Source organism: Plantibacter lichenum (genome assembly GCF_050587525.1).
Classification (GTDB): domain Bacteria; phylum Actinomycetota; class Actinomycetes; order Actinomycetales; family Microbacteriaceae; genus Plantibacter.
Genome location: NZ_JBOBFT010000007.1, coordinates 41,545 through 58,350, shown reverse-complemented (window position 1 = coordinate 58,350; position 16,806 = coordinate 41,545). Strand labels below are relative to the sequence as shown.

The following is a 16,806-nucleotide window of genomic DNA, read 5'->3' as shown; positions in this document are numbered from 1 at the left end:
CAGGGGGTGCTGACTAGGAAAAGTTCCTCTTCAGACGCGCGGCTCGTGGGTCTCGATCGCGATGATGCCGGAGCTCGGGTTGGTGCGGGACAGGTGCACGACCGAGAACGCGCCGGTCTCGAGGGACGCCGCGCTGCTGATGTAGGAGCCGTGCGTGGTTCCCGTCGCGAGTGCGATCTCGTGCAGGATCTCCGGCAGAACCGGCCCGTGGCTGCAGATCACGGCCGTCTTGAGAGCGCGGACCCGTCGACCGACGACGCGTCTGACATCGGACTCGCCGTGTTCGTAAGCGTCCTGGCTGATGAGGTCCGTGCGCTTGGGCTCGATGCCGGTGGCGGCGGCGAGCGGGCTGACGGTGCTGACGCAGCGGACTGCGGTGCTCGTGACGATCTTCCGCGGACCGAAGGCCTGCAGCGTCGGGACGATGCTCGCCGCCTGCTTCACGCCCTTGGGGAGGAGCGGGCGGGTCGAGTCCGGGCCGGACCACTCGGAAGGCTGCTTGGCCTTGCCGTGGCGGAGGGCGATGAGCGCGAACGTCTCGGTCACGCCCTCGTCGACGAGTGCCGCGAACACGTCGACGATCTCGACGTCGCGTTCGTAGCTCAGGTAGGTGCGGGCGCGCTTGATGCTGACCCATTCGAGCGCGGCGACCTCACCGTTGGGGATGAAGGTGCTCTCGCGGATCGCCTGCTCGGTCACTTCGGCGGACCAGTAGTGCACGATCTTCTCGCGACCGCTCGACAGCGGGTACGTGGAGACGCCGAGCGGCACGCCGAGGAAGACGCTGAGACCGGTCTCCTCCTTGATCTCGCGCACGGCGGTCTGCGGCAGCGACTCACCCGGGTCGACCTTCCCCTTGGGGATGGTGATGTCTCCGTAGACGGTCCGGTGGATCACGAGGATCGACACCTTCCCGTCGATGATCCGCCAGCAGACGGCTCCCGCTGCATAGACGGCTGTGGTCATCGGCGTATCCTCGGTCTGCGTCGTACGGCGGTTTCGACCATCAGCGTATCCTGCAGATCGGACAGCGGCGAACCGTTCGCGTCGACCGCGTGCCTCGTCCAGACGCCGTCCGCGTCGAGCCACCACGAGGACGTGCCTTCGTCGAGCGCCCGCTCGAACAATTCATCCACGGCGGCCAGGTGGCGGGGGTCGGTGAGGCGTACGAGTGCTTCGACGCGGCGGTCCAGGTTGCGGTGCATCATGTCGGCGCTGCCGATGAAGACGTGCGGGTCGCCGTCGTTGTGGAACGAGAAGATCCGCGAGTGCTCGAGGTAGCGGCCGAGGATCGAGCGGACGCGGATGGTCTCGCTCATCCCCGGCTGGCCGGGCTTCAGCGCGCAGATGCCTCGCACCCACAGGTCGACGGGCACGCCGGCCTGGCTGGCGCGGTAGAGCGCATCGATGATCGCTTCGTCGACCATCGAGTTGACCTTGATGCGGATGCCGGACGGCAGACCGGCCTCGGCGTTGTTCCGCTCCTGCTCGATGTGCTTCAGCAGGCCCTTGCGCAGGTGGCGCGGAGCGACGAGGAGGCGCTTGAACTTCTTCTCGATCGCGTAGCCGGAGAGTTCGTTGAAGAGCCTCGTGACGTCCTTGCCCACCTGGTCGTCGGCGGTGAAGAGGCCGAAGTCCTCGTAGATGCGGCTCGTCTTGGGGTTGTAGTTGCCCGTGCCGATGTGGCTGTAGTGGCGGAGGACGCCCTTCTCCTGGCGGATGACGAGGGCGAGCTTGCAGTGGGTCTTGAGGCCGACGAGGCCGTAGACGACGTGCACGCCCGCCTTCTCGAGCTTGCGGGCCCAGGAGATGTTGTTCTGCTCGTCGAAGCGGGCTTTGATCTCGACGAGGGCGAGGACCTGCTTGCCGGACTCCGCGGCGTCGATGAGCGCTTCCACGATGGGGCTGTCGCCGGACGTCCGGTAGAGCGTCTGCTTGATGGCGAGCACGTCCGGGTCCGCCGCCGCCTGTTCGAGGAACGCCTGCACGCTCGTGGCGAAGGACTCGTACGGGTGGTGGACGAGGACGTCCTGCTTGCCGATGGCGGCGAAGATGTCCGCTGTGCCGTTCGGCTCGTTCGGCTGGAACTGCAGCGCCGTCGTCGGCACGCGCTTCGGGTACTGCAGGTCGGGACGGTCGATGCCGGCGAGGCTGAACAGTCCGCCGAGGTCGAGCGGCGACGGGAGCCGGTAGACCTCCTGCTCGGTGATGTCGAGCTCGCGGACGAGGAGGCCGAGGGTCACGTCGTCCATGTCGTCGGTGATCTCGAGGCGGATGGGCGGTCCGAAGCGGCGGCGGAGGAGCTCCTTCTCGAGGGCCTGGATGAGGTTCTCGGTCTCGTCCTCCTCGATCACGACGTCCTCGTTGCGCGTGACGCGGAAGACGTGGTGGTCGACGATCTCCATGCCGGGGAACAGGTGTCCCAGGTGGTTCGCGATGACCTCCTCGAGGGCGATGTAGCGCACGCTCGGCGCGGCGACGTCCGGGTTCGTGGAGCGACGCTCCTCGGGGCCGACGCGCACGAAGCGCGGCATCATCTGCGGCACCTTCAGTCGGGCGAACTCCTCTTTGCCGGTCTTCGTGTTGCGCACGCGGACGGCGAGGTTGAGGGAGAGGCCGGAGATGTAGGGGAACGGGTGCGCCGGGTCGACGGCGAGCGGCATGAGCACCGGGAACACCTGGTTGCTGAAGTACACGCCGAGGTACTCGCGGTCGGCGGTGTCGAGCGTGTCCCACGTGACGACCGTGACGCCCTCTTCCGCGAGGTCGGGGCGGACGAGGTCGTGCCAGGCGCGAGCATGGCGGGCCTGCAGGACGTGGGCCTTCTCGGAGATGTCGGAGAGGACTTCCGCCGGCGGATGGCCGATGTTGGTGGGCACGGCGAGTCCCGTGAGGATGCGGCGCTTGAGCCCTGCGACGCGCACCATGAAGAACTCGTCGAGGTTCGAGGCGAAGATCGCGAGGAAGTTCGCACGCTCGAGGACGGGCAGCGCCGGGTCCTCGGCGAGTTCGAGGACGCGCTGGTTGAACGCGAGCCAGCTGAGCTCGCGGTCGAGGTAGCGGTGCTCGGGGAGCGCCGGGTCGTTGCGTTCGAAGGCTGGGTCGAAGTCCTCGTCGTCTCCGTCGAGGCCTACATCGAGCACGGTCGGGTCAGCTGGCATGTCTTCATCCTGCCACCCGCCGCTCCGCCGACGCGACGCCTGGGGTGAACACTGTGTAAAACGGTGCGGCTCGGGCGAGTCGCCCGGAGCGTCGCGCCTCGCCCCGAATCACCGGCTACGAGGCGATCGGCCTGCTGTACTGCACGTCGATCGTGTGATCGGTGAAGCCGAGCGAGCGGTAGAGGTTCACTGCGGCGGTGTTGTCCGCCTCGACGTAGAGGGCGATCGTATCGAGGTCCCGACCTTCGAGGCGTTCGAGGCCCGCTTCCATGAGCGTCCGGCCGATGCCGCGCCCCGCGTGGTCGGGGTGCACGCCGATCGCGTAGATCTCGCCCTCGCCGTCCTCGACCTTCAACCAGTTGAAGCCGACGAGCGTGCCGTCGGCATCTCGTGCCAGGAGGAAGTCCTCGGCGTCGAACCAGGTGTCGGCTTCGCGGGCGCGGAGGTCGTCGATCGTCATCTTCCCCTGCTCGGGGTGCGTCGCGAACGCGAGGGCGTTGACGGCGAGCCAGTCCGTTTCGTCCTCACCGATGCGGAAGGGGGTGATCGTGAGGTCGTCACGGTTCGTGGACGTCGCTGCACGAGCTTCGGACGCAGCTGCTTCCGGCGCAGCCGACCTGCGCAACTGCAAGAGGGTCCGGATCGCCTCGAAGCCGAACGTCGCAGCGAGCTTCCGCGATGCCGGGTGGTCGCCGTGCGCCCATACCTTCACGGCGGGTGCGCAGTTGCCGAGGACGCCCTCGAGCGCCTTCTTCCCGTACCCGTTGCCGCGCCACTCCGGCTCGACGACGAACTCGAGTTCTCCCTGGCCGAGGATCGCGACGCCGATGACCGCGAAGTCGTGCGGTTCCGCCGGAGGGTCCTGCGGTTCGACCGCGAAGATGAGCGTGCGCGCGCCGGTCGTCACGTCGATGAGCGATTGGTCGCTGAACGGCGGTTGCCCGTCGACGGCGCTCGCCGTGCGGACCACGCGCTCGAACGCGGCGCGTGTGTCAGGGTCGTCGAGGTTACGAACGCTCAGTGTCAGCCGGTGCATGGTCGTCCTCGTACACGTTGAAGCGGTAGCCGACGTTGCGCACGGTGCCGATGAGCTGTTCGAGCTCGCCGAGCTTCGCCCGGAGGCGCCGCACATGGACGTCGACGGTCCGGGTGCCGCCGAAGTAGTCGTAGCCCCACACCTCGCTCAGGAGCTGCTCGCGCGTGAAGACACGGGAGGGGTGCGTCGCGAAGAAGCGGAGGAGCTCGAACTCCTTGAAGGTGAGGTCGAGCGGCTTGCCGTGCACCTTCGCCGAGTAGCTGGCCTCATCGATGACGACGCCGGAGGCCTGGATCTTCGACCCCGTGTGCTCTTGCGAAGCTCGACCGATCGCGAGGCGGATCCGCGCGTCGACCTCGGCCGGTCCAGCCGCTTCGAGGATGACGTCGTTGACGCCCCAATCGGCGCTCACCGCCGTGAGTCCGCCTTCCGTCAGGATGAGGAGGATCGGCATCGACAATCCGGATGCTCCGAGCACCTTGCACAGGGCTTTGGCGCTCGCGAGGTCCTGTCGGGCGTCCACGATGAGGAGGTCGGCGCTCGGGGCATTGGCCAGCTGAGCCGGATCGGCCGGGATCTGACGCGTGCGGTGGCTGAGCAGCCCGAGCGCGGGCAGGACCTCGGTGCCGACCATGGAGGTCAAGACCAGAATTTGCGCCACGCGCGTCCTCTCGCTGAGCTTGGAACCATATTAGGTGCATGCGCGGGGTGTCTGTTTCCAAACGGTTCCCGTCCGGTTCTCCCACGCCGCCGCCCGATCCGCGCACGCACTGGTGGCACCGCGCCACCCGCTCTGTGACAATGGTCGAGTGAACGAACCCGCACTGTCTCCGAGGCTCCGCTGGATCAGCGTCGTCTCGATCTGGGCGCTCGCCGTCATCGGCGTCATCGTGTCCGGGCTCGTCTGGTCGGCGGGGGAGACGTTCTTCGGGCTCACGGTCACCCTCGGGGTCTGCACCCTCGCGGCGTTCTCGGCTCAGCTCCTCACCCGCCAGAAGGTGGGCTTCGTCGACCGCATGTCCACGAGCGTCACGGGCGCCGTGGTCATCCTCGCCCTCGGCGGCGCCGTCTATGGACTCATGTCCCTGGCCGCAGGGTAGACTTTCCCGCATGCTGCTCGCACTCGAACTCTTCTTCATCGGACTGCTCGTCCTGGCCAGCCTCTCGATCGCATTCGTTGCCGTGGTCGTGCTGAAGAACCTGTACCGCGGTCAGCGCTAGTCGCTGAGGTCCCTCGATGATCGAGATCCCCACAGACCTCCCCAGCGAACTCGTTCCGCTGTCCTGGCTCATCGGCGTCTGGGAAGGCACCGGCGTCATCGATTACACCGTCGGTGAAGAGTCGGTCACCCGCGAATTCGGTCAGCGCGTGAGCTTCAGCCACGATGGCCTGCCCTACCTCAACTACAACTCCTACACGTGGTTGCTGCCCGAGACGCCGAAGTCGGCGGAGGACGGCGCTGCTGGTGGCGAGGCTGCTCCCGGTGCCACTTCGTCATCCGAGTCCCTCGCGGACGTCAGTGCCGAGATCGACGCGGACGCCGACCGCTCCGACGCCGCAGCTGCTCAGACGAGCGCTCCTGCAGGTGATGCACTCGACGCCGCCGACCGGCCGGATGCGTCAGGCCCGCTCGACGCCCCCGAACCCCTCGTCACCGAGACCGGGTACTGGCGCCTGGAACGACCGCTCATCGAAGGCGATCCCGGCCCAGGCATGCTGCCGGGCGTCGGACCTCGTCCGTTCGGTACAGCCCAGGCCGTCGAGACGCTCCGCACCACGACGGGCGCGTTCCCGCTGCAGGTGTCGATCGTGCACCCGAACGGTGTGAGCGAGTTGTACCTCGGCCAGGTCAAGGGCCCCCGCATCGATCTCGCCACGGACGCCGTCGTGCGCACCGCCGGCGCGAAGGAGTACTCCGCAGCGACGCGGTTGTACGGCCTCGTCGAGAACCATCTGCTCTGGGCGTGGGACATCGCCGCCCTCGGGCAGGATCTGCGGACGCACGCGTCCGCTCGCCTCGCGAAAGTCGACTGACATGCCCTCCTCCCCGTTCCTCGGCCTGCCCGGAGCTGTCGAACAGCCCGAAGCGATCGACCACGGGGTGCCGTCGCACTACGGCAGCCCCAACATCGAGCAGCGCAAGATCGAGCAGGGGACCGCGGTCGTCGACCTCTCCAACCGTGGTGTCATCACGGTCACGGGGCCCGACCGCCTCACCTGGCTGAACTCCATCACGAGCCAGGAGCTGCGCAGCCTCGCTCCCGGTGAGTCCACGGAGACGCTCTTCCTCGACATCAACGGACGTATCGAGCACGAGGCGAAACTGGTCGACGACGGAACGACCGTGTGGCTCATCACCGAGGCCGAGGACGCCGAACCGATCCGGGCCTGGCTCGATCGCATGCGCTTCATGCTGCGAGTCGAGGTCGCCGATGTCACGGAGCAGTTCGCCGTGCTCGGAGGCATCGCTGCGCTGGAACTCGCCGCCGCGTCCCCCAACGGGTCGCCGCTCGTCTGGCACGACCCCTGGCGCGACGTCACCGTCGGAGGCCACCAGTACGCGCGCGCCGAGCACCCCGCCGCCACCTGGACGTGGACTGAGACGATCGTCCCGCGCGCCGATCTGCCCGCGCTCGTCGCTCGCATCCGTGCAGGAGAACTGACCGCCGCCGGGTCCCTCGCCGCGGAAGCACTGCGCATCGCCGCCTGGCGCCCGCGTCTGGCCGCAGAGGTCGACGAGCGCAGCATCCCGCACGAGCTCGACTGGCTCCGGAGCGCCGTGCATCTGAACAAGGGGTGCTACCGCGGGCAGGAGACGGTCGCCAAGGTGCACAACCTCGGTCACCCGCCTCGGCGCCTCGTGCTGTTGCTCCTCGACGGCTCCGATTCGGTGCTGCCCGCTCCCGGGTCGGCCGTCTTCCTTCGTCCGCCGCTCACGCGTGAGGATGGTGCTGGGGGTGCTGCAGCTGGTGGCGCTGCCGGTGCTTCTGCGCTTGAAGGCGCTCTCGAGGAAGCTCCGGACGCGGTTGCTCCTGCGGCTTCTGCGGTCGACGCTCCCGGAACCGACGCTCCCGCTCCCGATCGCAAGCTCCTCGGCCACATCACGTCGAGTGCCATCCACCACGAGCTCGGTCCGGTCGCGCTCGCCGTCATCAAGCGCACGGCCGACCCCGACGCCGTCCTGTACGTCGACGGCGGAGGCAGTGTCGTGACGGCCACCCAGGACGTCATCGTCCCCGGTGATGCCGGCGCGGTCGCCGACGTCCCCCGGTTGCCTCGCCTCGGCGCCGTCCGACGCTGAGCGGGGTGACGGGCGTGCCTGCCGATGATCCCTCGGCCGGTTCGAATGCCGCCGGACCCGAAGGATCAGCTGGTGCGTCTGGTGCGTCTGGTGCAGCCGGAGTTCCCGGCCCGGCCGGACCCGCGAGCCGGTGGACTGCGGCGATGCGCCGTCGGCTGGCGCTCGGTCTCGCGTGGCAGCGGGTCCTGAACTCGGCTCCCGCCGTCACCCAGGTGACGGTGACGGCCGTCGCATCGTACGCGTTCGCGCACTATGTGCTCGGGCATCCCGCTCCGCTCCTCTCGGTGACCGTCGCGATCTCGAGCCTCGGTTTCGTACGGGACGCGCGTCCTGTGCGGGTGCTCGAGACGGCGGTCGGGATGAGCGTCGGCATCGCGCTCGCCGAAGTCCTGCTGCTCGCGTTCGGGCAGGGCACGTGGCAGCTGGCGGTGGCGTTGTTCGTGACGTTGCTGGTCGCTCGGTTCCTCTCTCCTGCGGCGTCGTTCGCGATCGCTGCCGCCGTGCAGTCCGCGCTCGTGATGCTCCTTCCCGCGCCAGACGGTGGTCCGTTCGTCCGCACGGTCGATGGGCTCATCGGCGGTGTCTTCGCCCTGCTCGCGACGGCGCTCATCCCGCGGGATCCCCGTCGGGCCGCTCTTCGCGACGGTCGTCGGCTGCTCGACGAGCACGTCGCCACGAACGCGTCGCTCGTCGCGGCGCTCCGCCTCGGTGACCTCGACGAGGCGGATCGGGCACTCATCCGTGCCCGTTCCACGCAGCCGGCGCTCGACGCGTGGCGGGGCACACTCGAATCGGGCATCGCGATCGCGAAGCTGTCGCCGTTCCTCCGTCGTTCCCTGTTCGACTTGGAGCGGCAGCGGACCCTGTTGGCGGGGATGGATCTCGCGACGAGGAATCTGCGGGTCATCGCCAGGCGGATCGATTACGTCGTCCGTGACGGTCGTCCGCGTCCGGAGGCGGCCGATCTGCTCGCTCGCATCTCTGTGGCGATCGGGATCCTGTCGCAGTCGCTCGGTGACATCGCCCAGCAGCCGGTCGCTCGGCAGACGCTCGTGGAGATCGCGAAGCACCTCGATCCTTCGTCGATGCTGCAGTCCGCTTCGATCTCGGAGCAGAACCTCGTGCTCGGGCTGCGTCCCTACGTCGTCGACCTCTTGACCGCAACCGGCATGTCGACGGCCGACGCGCAGGCCACACTCCCCGAGCTCTGACCCTGTCTCGGTGCCCGCCCGCTGGCCTCCCCTGTCCCTGAGCCTGCCGGTCTGGTCACTGAGCCTGTCGAAGTGTGGTCCCCGGTCACTGAGCTTGTCGAAGTGTTGTGCTCCCGGTCACTGAGCCTGTCGAAGTGGGTTCTTCTTCTGGGCACTGGCGCCCGGCTTCCGGTCACTGAGCTTGTCGAAGTGTGGGGTCCAGTCGCGCAGAAGTTCTCCACAGATTCTTCGAACCCCTGTTCTAGAACACGTCTCCTTGGTATTCTTGATGAGTGGACATACCTTCGACTCCGGACGCGATCGCCGCTCGTCTCGCGAGCCTCGGCGAGCAGATCGTCGCGGAAGACGTCTGCATCGCCGCCGCCGAAGCACGCAAGGCCACCCTGTTCGCCGAGGCCGCCCGTCTCTCCGACCTCACCGCGTTGACGCTCGCTCCTCCCGGCACGACCCCGGCTCGGGCGAAGGACCTCGCCCGTCTCTCCCTGCACCTGGAACTCTCTGCGATGACGAGGGTTCCGGAGCGCACGATCCAACACCGCCTCGCCGAGTCCGAAGCCCTCGTCGACCAGCTCCCCACCACGCTTTCGGCGTTGGCTGCCGGGTCGATCTCCGCAGGGCACGCCCGGGTGATCGTCGAGCAACTGACCGATGTCGACCCGGCGGACCGTGCAGAGTTCGAGACCCGGATCCTGCCTCTCGCGCAGACCCGCACGGCCGCGCAGCTGAAGCAGCTGGCCCGGCAGCTGCGGGAGAAGCTCCACCCGGAGACCATCGGTACCCGTCACCACCGGGCCAGGCAGGACCGCCACGTGACCCTGTCTCCGGCACCGGACGGCATGTCGTGGCTGTCGATCCTCACGACCGCGACCATCGCAACTGCCGCCTACAACCGCCTCGCCGACCTCACCGCGAACACGCAACGCGGCGGTGACCCGCGGACGCGTGCGCAGTTGATGGTCGACAACGCCCAGAGCCTCCTCCTGTATGGCGTCACGGCGTCCTCCGGCCCTCCCACAACAATCGCAGTGCCCACCCAAGTCACTCCCACCGTTGAGGATGATGAGGTTCCGGCATGGGCGGCACGGTCAGCACCAGCCCGTCCCGCCGCGTCCATGGACGACACGGCGGTCACACCAACACGGAACGTGGCTGTCCTTGACCGTATCGACGAGCGCCGCCCGAGCGCGGAACCTGGCCCGACGACCGATACGCCAGCGCCCTCACTACCGACTGCCGAAACACTCCCGACCCTTGAACCCCGCACCGCGACCCGTCCGCTCCCGAGCATCGAGGACATCACCGACAGCATCATCCCCACCGTCCACGTGACCGTCCCGGTGCTGACGATCCTTGGCCACGAACACCAACCAGGTTCCCTCGAAGGCTACGGTCCGATCGATCCGGAGACCGCGGTCAGGCTGAGCGTGCACGCGAAGTCGTTCACTCGCATCCTGACGCATCCGGAGACCGGGACGGTCCTCTCGGTCAGTCGAGAACGATACGTGCCACCCGCGGACATGAAACGGGCCCTCGCGATCCGAGACACGCACTGCCGAGCACCGGGCTGCAACCGCCTCGCGAAAGGGTGCGAACTGGATCACACGGTCCCGTGGTCGGAGGGAGGTGAAACGAACGTGGAGAACCTTGCGCACCTGTGTCCGAAGCATCACCACCTCAAACACGACACCAACTGGTCCCTCAAGCCGGGCCCGGACGGGGTGCTGCATTGGATCAGTCCGAGTGGTCAGGTGTTCACCACGGAACCGGATCCTCCGGACTGGTACCCCCTCGAACCCCACCCGGAACCTGACGGCGACGCACCCGGTCCCTGAACACGTCCACCCGGTCCCTGAGCCTCACTGACCACGCCGCACCCGGACACTGAGCCTGTCGAAGTGCGGACGACCCGGATCCGTGGGCTCAACCCTTCGACAAGCTCAGGGACCGGACGGCCCCGGTCACTGAGCTTGTCGAAGTGTGGACACGCCGAACACGAACTCACCCTCGATCCGAAACCCAAGCTGTGGAGAAGCGGTTTCGGGCCCTTCCGCCGAATAGCGTTGCTGTCCATGCGAACGAGACAGAGGTTCCCCACCGTCGCTCTGACCGTCGTCGTGATGGTGGTCGGTTTAGGCCTCACTGGCTGCGTCCCACCAGCGCCACGACCGACCAGTGCGCCGTCCGAGACGTTGACGCCGGTGTTCGCCTCCGACGAAGAGGCGCTTCAGGTCGCGACGGAAACGTACCGGGCGTACTTGGTTGTTTCGGACGCGATCTTGCGCGATGGAGGCTTGGAACCGGAGAGGCTTCGCACGATTGCAACTCCGGAATTGGCAGCGCAAGAAGCAGAGGGATATAACGACTTCGCGGTGCAAGGACGAAGGCTCGTAGGCGAGACAAAGTTGCTCAAGTCCAGATTGCAAAGCCGTTCGAGCTCCCCGGATGAACATGGAACGATAGCCACGATCTATGCGTGTGTAACCCTCGCCGATGTGGATGTCGTCGATGTCCAAGGTCAGTCGGTTGTAACGCCTGGGCGGCCAGATGAGCGTGTTCTGCAGGTCGGAATCGCCATGGGTATAGCCATGGATAGCACGGTCTCACAGTCGTACGTTGTTTCTGACAAAGTTGCTTGGGATGATCTCTCTGTGTGTGCGCAATGATGCGGGCAATATCTATGTGCGCCGCGGGTGTCCTCCTCTCGATCCTGTCAGTGGCTTTGCCGAATGCAGCGACTGCTGCAGGCTGCCTAGACACGGACTTCGCCATAGGCGCATGCGTCGGCAACGGGAGCATCGACATCGGCGCAGGGACGACCCGACCGGGACGAGACGGTAACCGAGGAGGAAGCCGCGACGACTCCTCGCACGGCTCTGGTGACTCGGGTTCGGGCTCGGATTCAGGCATCAGCCCGGGCGGTGAGTCCTGCGACGCAAGCTTCCGAGACTGCTACACCTTCGGAGCACCGCCGAGTCCGGAAGGCCCCGGAAGCGATGCACCTGCCGCACCAGCGGTGACCATCCGAGATATCGCCTCGTTCGCACCGAACACTCCCTCCCTGCGAACCCAACCGGACCGCTGGGCAGTCGTCCGGTTGCCGCTCAACGTCATTGCCACGGCCGCTGTGCACATCCGGGAGGGCACACTTCTCGGACAACTCGCGGAAGTGCGTTTCACGCCCATCGCGTACTCCTTCGACTACGGCGACGGAACGACGAACACCGTCACCGACGGAGGAGCCGGGTGGGTGGAGCTCGGACTCCGCGAGTTCAGCGAGACGCCGACGAGCCACACCTTCGGCACCGCCGGTCGATACATGGTGACGGTGTCGGTGGACTACGCGGCCGAGTTCCGACACGGAGGATCGCCGTGGACGGCGGTGAGTGGGAGCCTCACGATTCCGACGGACACACCACTGCAAGTGTCGGTTCGTGAAGCGAAGACGGTTCTCGTCGATCGCGACTGCAGACATCCGCGACGGGGTCCAGGGTGCTGACTGCAGGGTGTTGAGTGCAGGGCATTGCGGGCTGACGATACCAGCCGAGACTCCGACGAACTACACGGGTGCGACAGCGTCCCAGGGGACCGTCAACTCGCCGAGCCGCCAGCGGCTCTTCCCGCCGAGCACCGGCCAGCCGGCATCACGCAACGATCCGACCGCGGCGATCCACCGCTGAGCTGGGCCGTAGACGGCAAGACCGGCATGCATCCGCCACTGACGATCGAGCTCCGTGAGGAGCGCGTGGATCGGCTCACCCGGGACGTTGTGGTGGATGAGGGCTTTCGGAAGTCGTTCGGCAACGATCGACGGAACCTCCAACTCCGACAAACGCAGGCTGATCGTGAAGGTCCGAGGACCACCGGCCTCGACGGCGATCCAACTCGCAACGCGACCGATCTCATCGCACGTGCCCTCGACGAGGACGCCACCCGGCTGCAAGCGCGACGTCATCCGCTGCCACGCATCCGGAACCTGTGATTCGTCGTACTGCCGCAGCACGTTGAACGCACGGATCACCGCAGGTCGCTGACCGTCGACCAACGGGACCTCGAACCCTCCGAGCGCGAACGAGACGGCTGCATCGGCGGGGAAGCCCGTCCGACCGGAGCGCACGCGCTCCAACTGCTCCTGCGCCCGGCGCACCCGTTCGGGAGCGATCTCGAGACCGAGCACGTGGACATCGGGCCGAGCGCGACGGAGTCGATGGTGCAATTCGAAGGCGGTCACACCACTGGCCCCGTAGCCGAGGTCGATGACGAGCGGCGCGTGACTGCGACGAAGCACGGGGGAGTGCGCGATCCAACGGTCCACTCGACGGAGACGATTCGTATTGGTCGTTCCGCGGGTGATGGAACCAACTGGCATTGGTCCATTCTCGCAGGGGGTTCCTGGGCGATCGCGCACAGTGCCGCCCGCAGTGCTGCGCACAGTGCCGCCCGCAGTGCTGCGCACAGTGCCGCCCGCAGTGCTGCGCACAGTGCCGCCTACAGTGCCGGCCGCAGTGCAGCGCCCAGCGGCCGGACATCCTCGATCGCTATGCTGGGAACATGCCTGAGACCTACACACTCATCCTGCTGCGCCACGGGAACAGCGACTGGAACCAGAAGAACTTGTTCACCGGATGGGTCGACGTCCGCCTGAGCGAACTCGGCGTCACGGAGGCCAAGCGAGCAGGCGAACTGCTCGCCGATTCCGGCCTCACGCCCGATGTGCTCTACACCTCGGTGCTGACCCGCGCCATCCAGACCGCCAACCTCGCCCTCGAGGTCTCCGACCGCCTCTGGATCCCGGTCAAGCGCACGTGGCGCCTCAACGAACGCCACTACGGCGCTCTGCAGGGCAAGGACAAGGCCCAGACGCTCGCCGAGTACGGCCCCGAGCAGTTCCAGACCTGGCGCCGCTCCTTCGACGTGCCGCCGCCCCCCATCGAGGACGACAACCAGTGGTCGCAGGCCGGCGACCCGCGCTACGTCGGCATCGACGGCGAACTGCCCCGCACGGAGTGCCTCAAGGACGTCATCGAACGGATGCTGCCGTACTGGGAGTCCGACATCACCGTCGACCTCGCGGCAGGTAAGACCGTCCTCGTGACCGCTCACGGCAACTCGCTGCGCGCTCTCGTCAAGCACCTCGACGGCATCTCGGACGACGAGATCGCCGAGCTGAACATCCCCACGGGCATCCCGCTGGTGTACGAGCTCGATGAGAACTTCACGCCCGTGAGGCCCGCCGTCTATCTCGACCCCGAAGCGGCCGCGGCCGGCGCAGCAGCCGTTGCAGCGCAGGGTGAGAAGAAGTAGCGACACCGCTTCCCGCATCGTCCGGAACCCCGTCCCGTCAGTGACCGTGCTGATCAGGGCGGGGCTTCGTGCTGTCGGGCCGGTCTGAGCGATGTGTTGCGCCGGCGCCATGCACGACGTCATTCCCGACGCCAAACTGGCCGACGACTGGGGGTTTACTCTCGCGAAGGAGAGGCGTATCGTGACGAACGTGTAGCCCGAATGGGGGTGGCTCCAATGGACGAATCAGTCGATCGCTCACACTTCCCGGTGTGGCGCGCGCTCGCTCTCACGGGTTTCGCCGCCGCAGCCCTCACGGCCATCGCGATCTTCTCCTCCCCGTCGAGCGCTTCCGCCGATGAGACGGCACCCGCTCCGGACAGCAACGGTTCGTCCCTGCTCGGTGCCGTGACGAACGTCGTCGGCTCCCTCGAACAACCGCTCGATGCCGTGTCATCGGTTGTCGACGCCGTCAGCACGAACGTCGTGGAGCCGGTCACGCAGACCGTGGACTCCGTCGTCGCGGACGTGCCGGTCGTCAACACCGTCGTCGATCAGACCCTCGGCTCCACGCCGGTCACCGACCTCACGCAGACCGTGACGAACTCGGTGAGCGACACGGTCACCGGGGTGGGCGATGTGGTCGGGGCCGTGGGCGATGTCGGCGCTCCCGTGGTGCCGCAGCCGCCCGTCGTCGACCCTGGCGCCGGTGGAGGCCCGGGAGCCGGAACAGTCACGACGCCGACGCAACCCAGCATCGGGCCGCTGCTCGGCGCAGCCGCAGCGGCTGCCGACGTGGCGGCGTCACCGTCCCAGACGGCCTCTCCGGGCTCCCTGAGCGCTTTCGACGCCGCCTACCAGGCGTTTCTCACCGGGAGCGACCCTGGCGCCGCGACGGCGACGGGCAGCGCCCCAGCGCCGGCGCCGGCAGCTCCCGTACCAGCGGGGCCAGGCGCCCCGGTCGACCAGGTCGCCGTGATCCCCGGTTCTGCAGGCGCTGGCTCGTCCGGCGGAGCAGCATCGGGAATCCCCGTCGCGGACGCGACCAACGACTTCGACGGCATCATCCTGTCGTCGACCCTCAGAGCGCTCGCGAGTGACGACACCCTGCCGTCCTCGCCCACGTTCGACTCAGACACCTCTCCTGACTGACGGGTGCACTCCGCCTGCACACGGCGGACACGCACCGAAGTCTCCCTTCCGGGAGCAACCAACGTCATTCTTCAAGGAGAGAAATCATCATGAATTCGTATGTGAAAAAGGGGCTCTACTGCGGCCTCTTCGTCGCGGGGCTGACGCTCCTCGGCGCGACGGCGGCCAACGCGGCCGAGACCTCCGGCGACGACAGCGTCGCTGGCGGCAACCTCGTCGACACCGTCCTCCAGTTGCCGATCACGATCGTCGACAACGCCGTGAGCGTCGTCGGGGATTCCAGCTCGACTGCCGCTGAGCCTGCAGCTGAGCCAGCTGCCGAACCTGCTGCTGAGTCCGCCGCACCCGCTGCCGACCCCGAGCCCGCCGCACCCGCAGCAACGTCGGGTGACGACAGCATCGCTGGCGGCAACCAGGTGGATCTGCCGATCAGCGTTCCCATCGAGGTGAGCGGCAACGCCGTGAGCGTCGTCGGAGACGCTGCATCGTCCGCTCCTGCTCCCGCTGCGGAGCCGGCGGCACCGGCAGCACCTGCACCGGCAGCACCCGTGAACTCCGGTCCCACGACCAGTGGTGACGAGAGCGTCGCTGGAGGGAACCAGGTCGCCCCGACCGTGACGATTCCGATCACGATCTCCGGCAACGGCATCTCGGTGCTCGGAGATTCGGAATCCGAACAGCCGATCACGGCTCCGGCTCCGAGCGGGGCATCAGGAACCGGCACCGACGAAAGCGCGGGGATGCCGGTGACCTCCGGTGTCGACGGACTGCTGGGCGGTAACCAGATCCTGCCGAACGTCTCGATTCCGGTGACCATCACCGGGAACGCGATCTCGGTTCTGGGTGACTCGGAGTCGAGCCGGACGGGTGCGACTTCGGCTCCTGTCGGCGCTTCCGCAGGGACGGGCGGGAGTGCTGCGGCACCCGTGACATCGGGTGACGACGGACTGCTCGGCGGCAACCAGGTCCTCGCGGACGTGCTGGCGCCGATCACCGCAACAGGCAACGCGATCAGCGTCGTCGGGGATTCGTCCTCGAGCGGCACTGGGACCGGCACTGGAACCAGCCCGCAGAACAGCGGCAGCGGCACCAGCGGCGGCGGCATCACCTCGGGTGACGACGGGCTGCTGGGCGGCAACCAGATCCTCGCGGACATCGGGCTTCCGATCACGATCGGCGGCAACGCCATCTCTGTGATCGGCGACTCGACGACCGAGGGACCGGGAACCGGACCGGTGGGCCCGACGGACCCGACGGATCCGACGGACCCCACCGGCCCGGTGGACCCCGGAACACCGGTGACGCCGGTGACCCCGGCCGTCCCCACGACGACCGTCACGACGGCCGCGTCGGTGCAGGCGTTCGCGTCGGCTCGCACGGATGGCGGCTCCAGCGCTCCGGCGCTCGCTGACACGGGTGTCGAAGCGACCGCACTGTTCGGTGCCGTCACCGTGCTGCTGCTCCTCGGAGCCGCAGCGTTCCTCATCGGACGTCGCCGCAGCGATGCGTGATCGCTGAACCGCGAACGTCCTGAGACGACGAGAGCGGTGCCGGGCCCGAAGGCTCCGGCACCGCTCATCGGCGCGTCTGCGTGAGTCGAATGAATCGCGTGAGTCGAATGAATCGCGTGAGTCGAATGAATCGCGCGGGTCGAACGATCGAGG

Annotated in this window: 14 protein-coding genes and 2 pseudogenes; 11 read left to right on the top strand and 5 right to left on the bottom strand. The window is 67.5% G+C overall.

Annotated elements, in window-relative coordinates:
• Positions 1 to 30 precede the first annotated feature (30 nt).
• From ACQ3HB_RS11005 to ACQ3HB_RS10990, 4 genes are all read right to left on the bottom strand, one after another.
• Positions 31 to 966 (bottom strand): NUDIX hydrolase, encoded by a 936-nt coding sequence (locus ACQ3HB_RS11005; RefSeq protein WP_430920096.1) that lies wholly within the window; start codon positions 964 to 966, stop codon positions 31 to 33.
• Positions 963 to 3,161, bottom strand: coding sequence for an RNA degradosome polyphosphate kinase (locus ACQ3HB_RS11000; RefSeq protein WP_430920095.1), 2,199 nt, complete (start codon positions 3,159 to 3,161; stop codon positions 963 to 965). Before ACQ3HB_RS11000 ends, ACQ3HB_RS11005 begins: the two co-directional genes overlap by 4 nt.
• A gap of 115 nt (positions 3,162 to 3,276) precedes the next feature.
• On the bottom strand, positions 3,277 to 4,197 hold the full coding sequence (mshD, locus tag ACQ3HB_RS10995; RefSeq protein ID WP_430920094.1) for a mycothiol synthase: 921 nt from the start codon (positions 4,195 to 4,197) through the stop codon (positions 3,277 to 3,279).
• On the bottom strand, positions 4,169 to 4,858 hold the full coding sequence (locus ACQ3HB_RS10990; protein WP_430920093.1) for a response regulator transcription factor: 690 nt from the start codon (positions 4,856 to 4,858) through the stop codon (positions 4,169 to 4,171). The genes mshD and ACQ3HB_RS10990 overlap by 29 nt, the downstream gene beginning before the upstream one ends.
• A 148-nt stretch (positions 4,859 to 5,006) precedes the next feature.
• On the opposite strand from ACQ3HB_RS10990, the gene ACQ3HB_RS10985 reads away from it, so the two are divergent.
• The 8 genes and pseudogenes from ACQ3HB_RS10985 to ACQ3HB_RS10950 all read left to right on the top strand — a co-directional run bounded on the left by ACQ3HB_RS10985 (position 5,007) and on the right by ACQ3HB_RS10950 (position 12,206).
• Positions 5,007 to 5,297, top strand: a complete 291-nt coding sequence (locus tag ACQ3HB_RS10985) for a hypothetical protein (RefSeq protein WP_430920092.1) — start codon at positions 5,007 to 5,009, stop codon at positions 5,295 to 5,297.
• 137 nt (positions 5,298 to 5,434) lie between these two features.
• Positions 5,435 to 5,653, top strand: a pseudogene (locus ACQ3HB_RS10980) (heme-binding beta-barrel domain-containing protein); the annotation flags it as partial.
• A 177-nt stretch (positions 5,654 to 5,830) separates the two neighbouring features.
• Positions 5,831 to 6,232 (top strand): annotated as a pseudogene (locus ACQ3HB_RS10975) (nitrobindin family protein); the annotation flags it as partial.
• A gap of 1 nt (position 6,233) precedes the next feature.
• Positions 6,234 to 7,499: a CAF17-like 4Fe-4S cluster assembly/insertion protein YgfZ gene (gene ygfZ / locus ACQ3HB_RS10970; RefSeq protein WP_430920091.1), complete on the top strand. Its 1,266-nt coding sequence runs from the start codon at positions 6,234 to 6,236 to the stop codon at positions 7,497 to 7,499.
• A gap of 143 nt (positions 7,500 to 7,642) precedes the next feature.
• The gene (locus tag ACQ3HB_RS10965; RefSeq protein WP_430920090.1) at positions 7,643 to 8,710 is read left to right on the top strand and encodes an FUSC family protein; all 1,068 of its coding nucleotides are present in this window, start codon (positions 7,643 to 7,645) and stop codon (positions 8,708 to 8,710) included.
• Between the two features lie 272 nt (positions 8,711 to 8,982).
• Positions 8,983 to 10,542: an HNH endonuclease signature motif containing protein gene (locus ACQ3HB_RS10960; RefSeq protein ID WP_430920089.1), complete on the top strand. Its 1,560-nt coding sequence runs from the start codon at positions 8,983 to 8,985 to the stop codon at positions 10,540 to 10,542.
• Between the two features lie 237 nt (positions 10,543 to 10,779).
• Positions 10,780 to 11,373, top strand: a complete 594-nt coding sequence (locus ACQ3HB_RS10955) for a hypothetical protein (protein WP_430920088.1) — start codon at positions 10,780 to 10,782, stop codon at positions 11,371 to 11,373.
• Positions 11,374 to 11,723: 350 nt separating this feature from the next.
• Positions 11,724 to 12,206: a PKD domain-containing protein gene (locus ACQ3HB_RS10950; protein ID WP_430920087.1), complete on the top strand. Its 483-nt coding sequence runs from the start codon at positions 11,724 to 11,726 to the stop codon at positions 12,204 to 12,206.
• 60 nt (positions 12,207 to 12,266) lie between these two features.
• On the opposite strand, the gene ACQ3HB_RS10945 is transcribed toward ACQ3HB_RS10950, so the two are convergent.
• Complete coding sequence (locus ACQ3HB_RS10945) at positions 12,267 to 13,076, bottom strand: class I SAM-dependent methyltransferase (protein WP_430920086.1); 810 nt, start codon at positions 13,074 to 13,076, stop codon at positions 12,267 to 12,269.
• Positions 13,077 to 13,258: 182 nt separating this feature from the next.
• Between ACQ3HB_RS10945 and ACQ3HB_RS10940 the strand changes: the two genes are divergently transcribed.
• The 3 genes from ACQ3HB_RS10940 to ACQ3HB_RS10930 all read left to right on the top strand — a co-directional run bounded on the left by ACQ3HB_RS10940 (position 13,259) and on the right by ACQ3HB_RS10930 (position 16,653).
• The gene (locus tag ACQ3HB_RS10940; RefSeq protein ID WP_430920085.1) at positions 13,259 to 14,011 is read left to right on the top strand and encodes a phosphoglyceromutase; all 753 of its coding nucleotides are present in this window, start codon (positions 13,259 to 13,261) and stop codon (positions 14,009 to 14,011) included.
• Between the two features lie 216 nt (positions 14,012 to 14,227).
• The gene (locus ACQ3HB_RS10935; RefSeq protein WP_430920084.1) at positions 14,228 to 15,142 is read left to right on the top strand and encodes a hypothetical protein; all 915 of its coding nucleotides are present in this window, start codon (positions 14,228 to 14,230) and stop codon (positions 15,140 to 15,142) included.
• Positions 15,143 to 15,231: 89 nt separating this feature from the next.
• Complete coding sequence (locus tag ACQ3HB_RS10930) at positions 15,232 to 16,653, top strand: chaplin family protein (RefSeq protein WP_430920083.1); 1,422 nt, start codon at positions 15,232 to 15,234, stop codon at positions 16,651 to 16,653.
• The last annotated feature ends 153 nt before the right edge of the window (positions 16,654 to 16,806 follow it).

What these genes read in the sequence shown, in the direction of transcription:
- ACQ3HB_RS11005 (WP_430920096.1), bottom strand. Translation starts at nt 966, where the DNA reads ATGACCACAGCCGTCTATGCAGCGGGAGCCGTCTGCTGGCGGATCATC.
- ACQ3HB_RS10935 (WP_430920084.1), top strand. Translation starts at nt 14,228, where the DNA reads ATGGACGAATCAGTCGATCGCTCACACTTCCCGGTGTGGCGCGCGCTC.
- ACQ3HB_RS10940 (WP_430920085.1), top strand. Translation starts at nt 13,259, where the DNA reads ATGCCTGAGACCTACACACTCATCCTGCTGCGCCACGGGAACAGCGAC.
- ACQ3HB_RS10930 (WP_430920083.1), top strand. Translation starts at nt 15,232, where the DNA reads ATGAATTCGTATGTGAAAAAGGGGCTCTACTGCGGCCTCTTCGTCGCG.
- mshD (WP_430920094.1), bottom strand. Translation starts at nt 4,197, where the DNA reads ATGCACCGGCTGACACTGAGCGTTCGTAACCTCGACGACCCTGACACA.
- ACQ3HB_RS11000 (WP_430920095.1), bottom strand. Translation starts at nt 3,161, where the DNA reads ATGCCAGCTGACCCGACCGTGCTCGATGTAGGCCTCGACGGAGACGAC.
- ACQ3HB_RS10965 (WP_430920090.1), top strand. Translation starts at nt 7,643, where the DNA reads ATGCGCCGTCGGCTGGCGCTCGGTCTCGCGTGGCAGCGGGTCCTGAAC.
- ACQ3HB_RS10945 (WP_430920086.1), bottom strand. Translation starts at nt 13,076, where the DNA reads ATGCCAGTTGGTTCCATCACCCGCGGAACGACCAATACGAATCGTCTC.
- ygfZ (WP_430920091.1), top strand. Translation starts at nt 6,234, where the DNA reads ATGCCCTCCTCCCCGTTCCTCGGCCTGCCCGGAGCTGTCGAACAGCCC.
- ACQ3HB_RS10955 (WP_430920088.1), top strand. Translation starts at nt 10,780, where the DNA reads ATGCGAACGAGACAGAGGTTCCCCACCGTCGCTCTGACCGTCGTCGTG.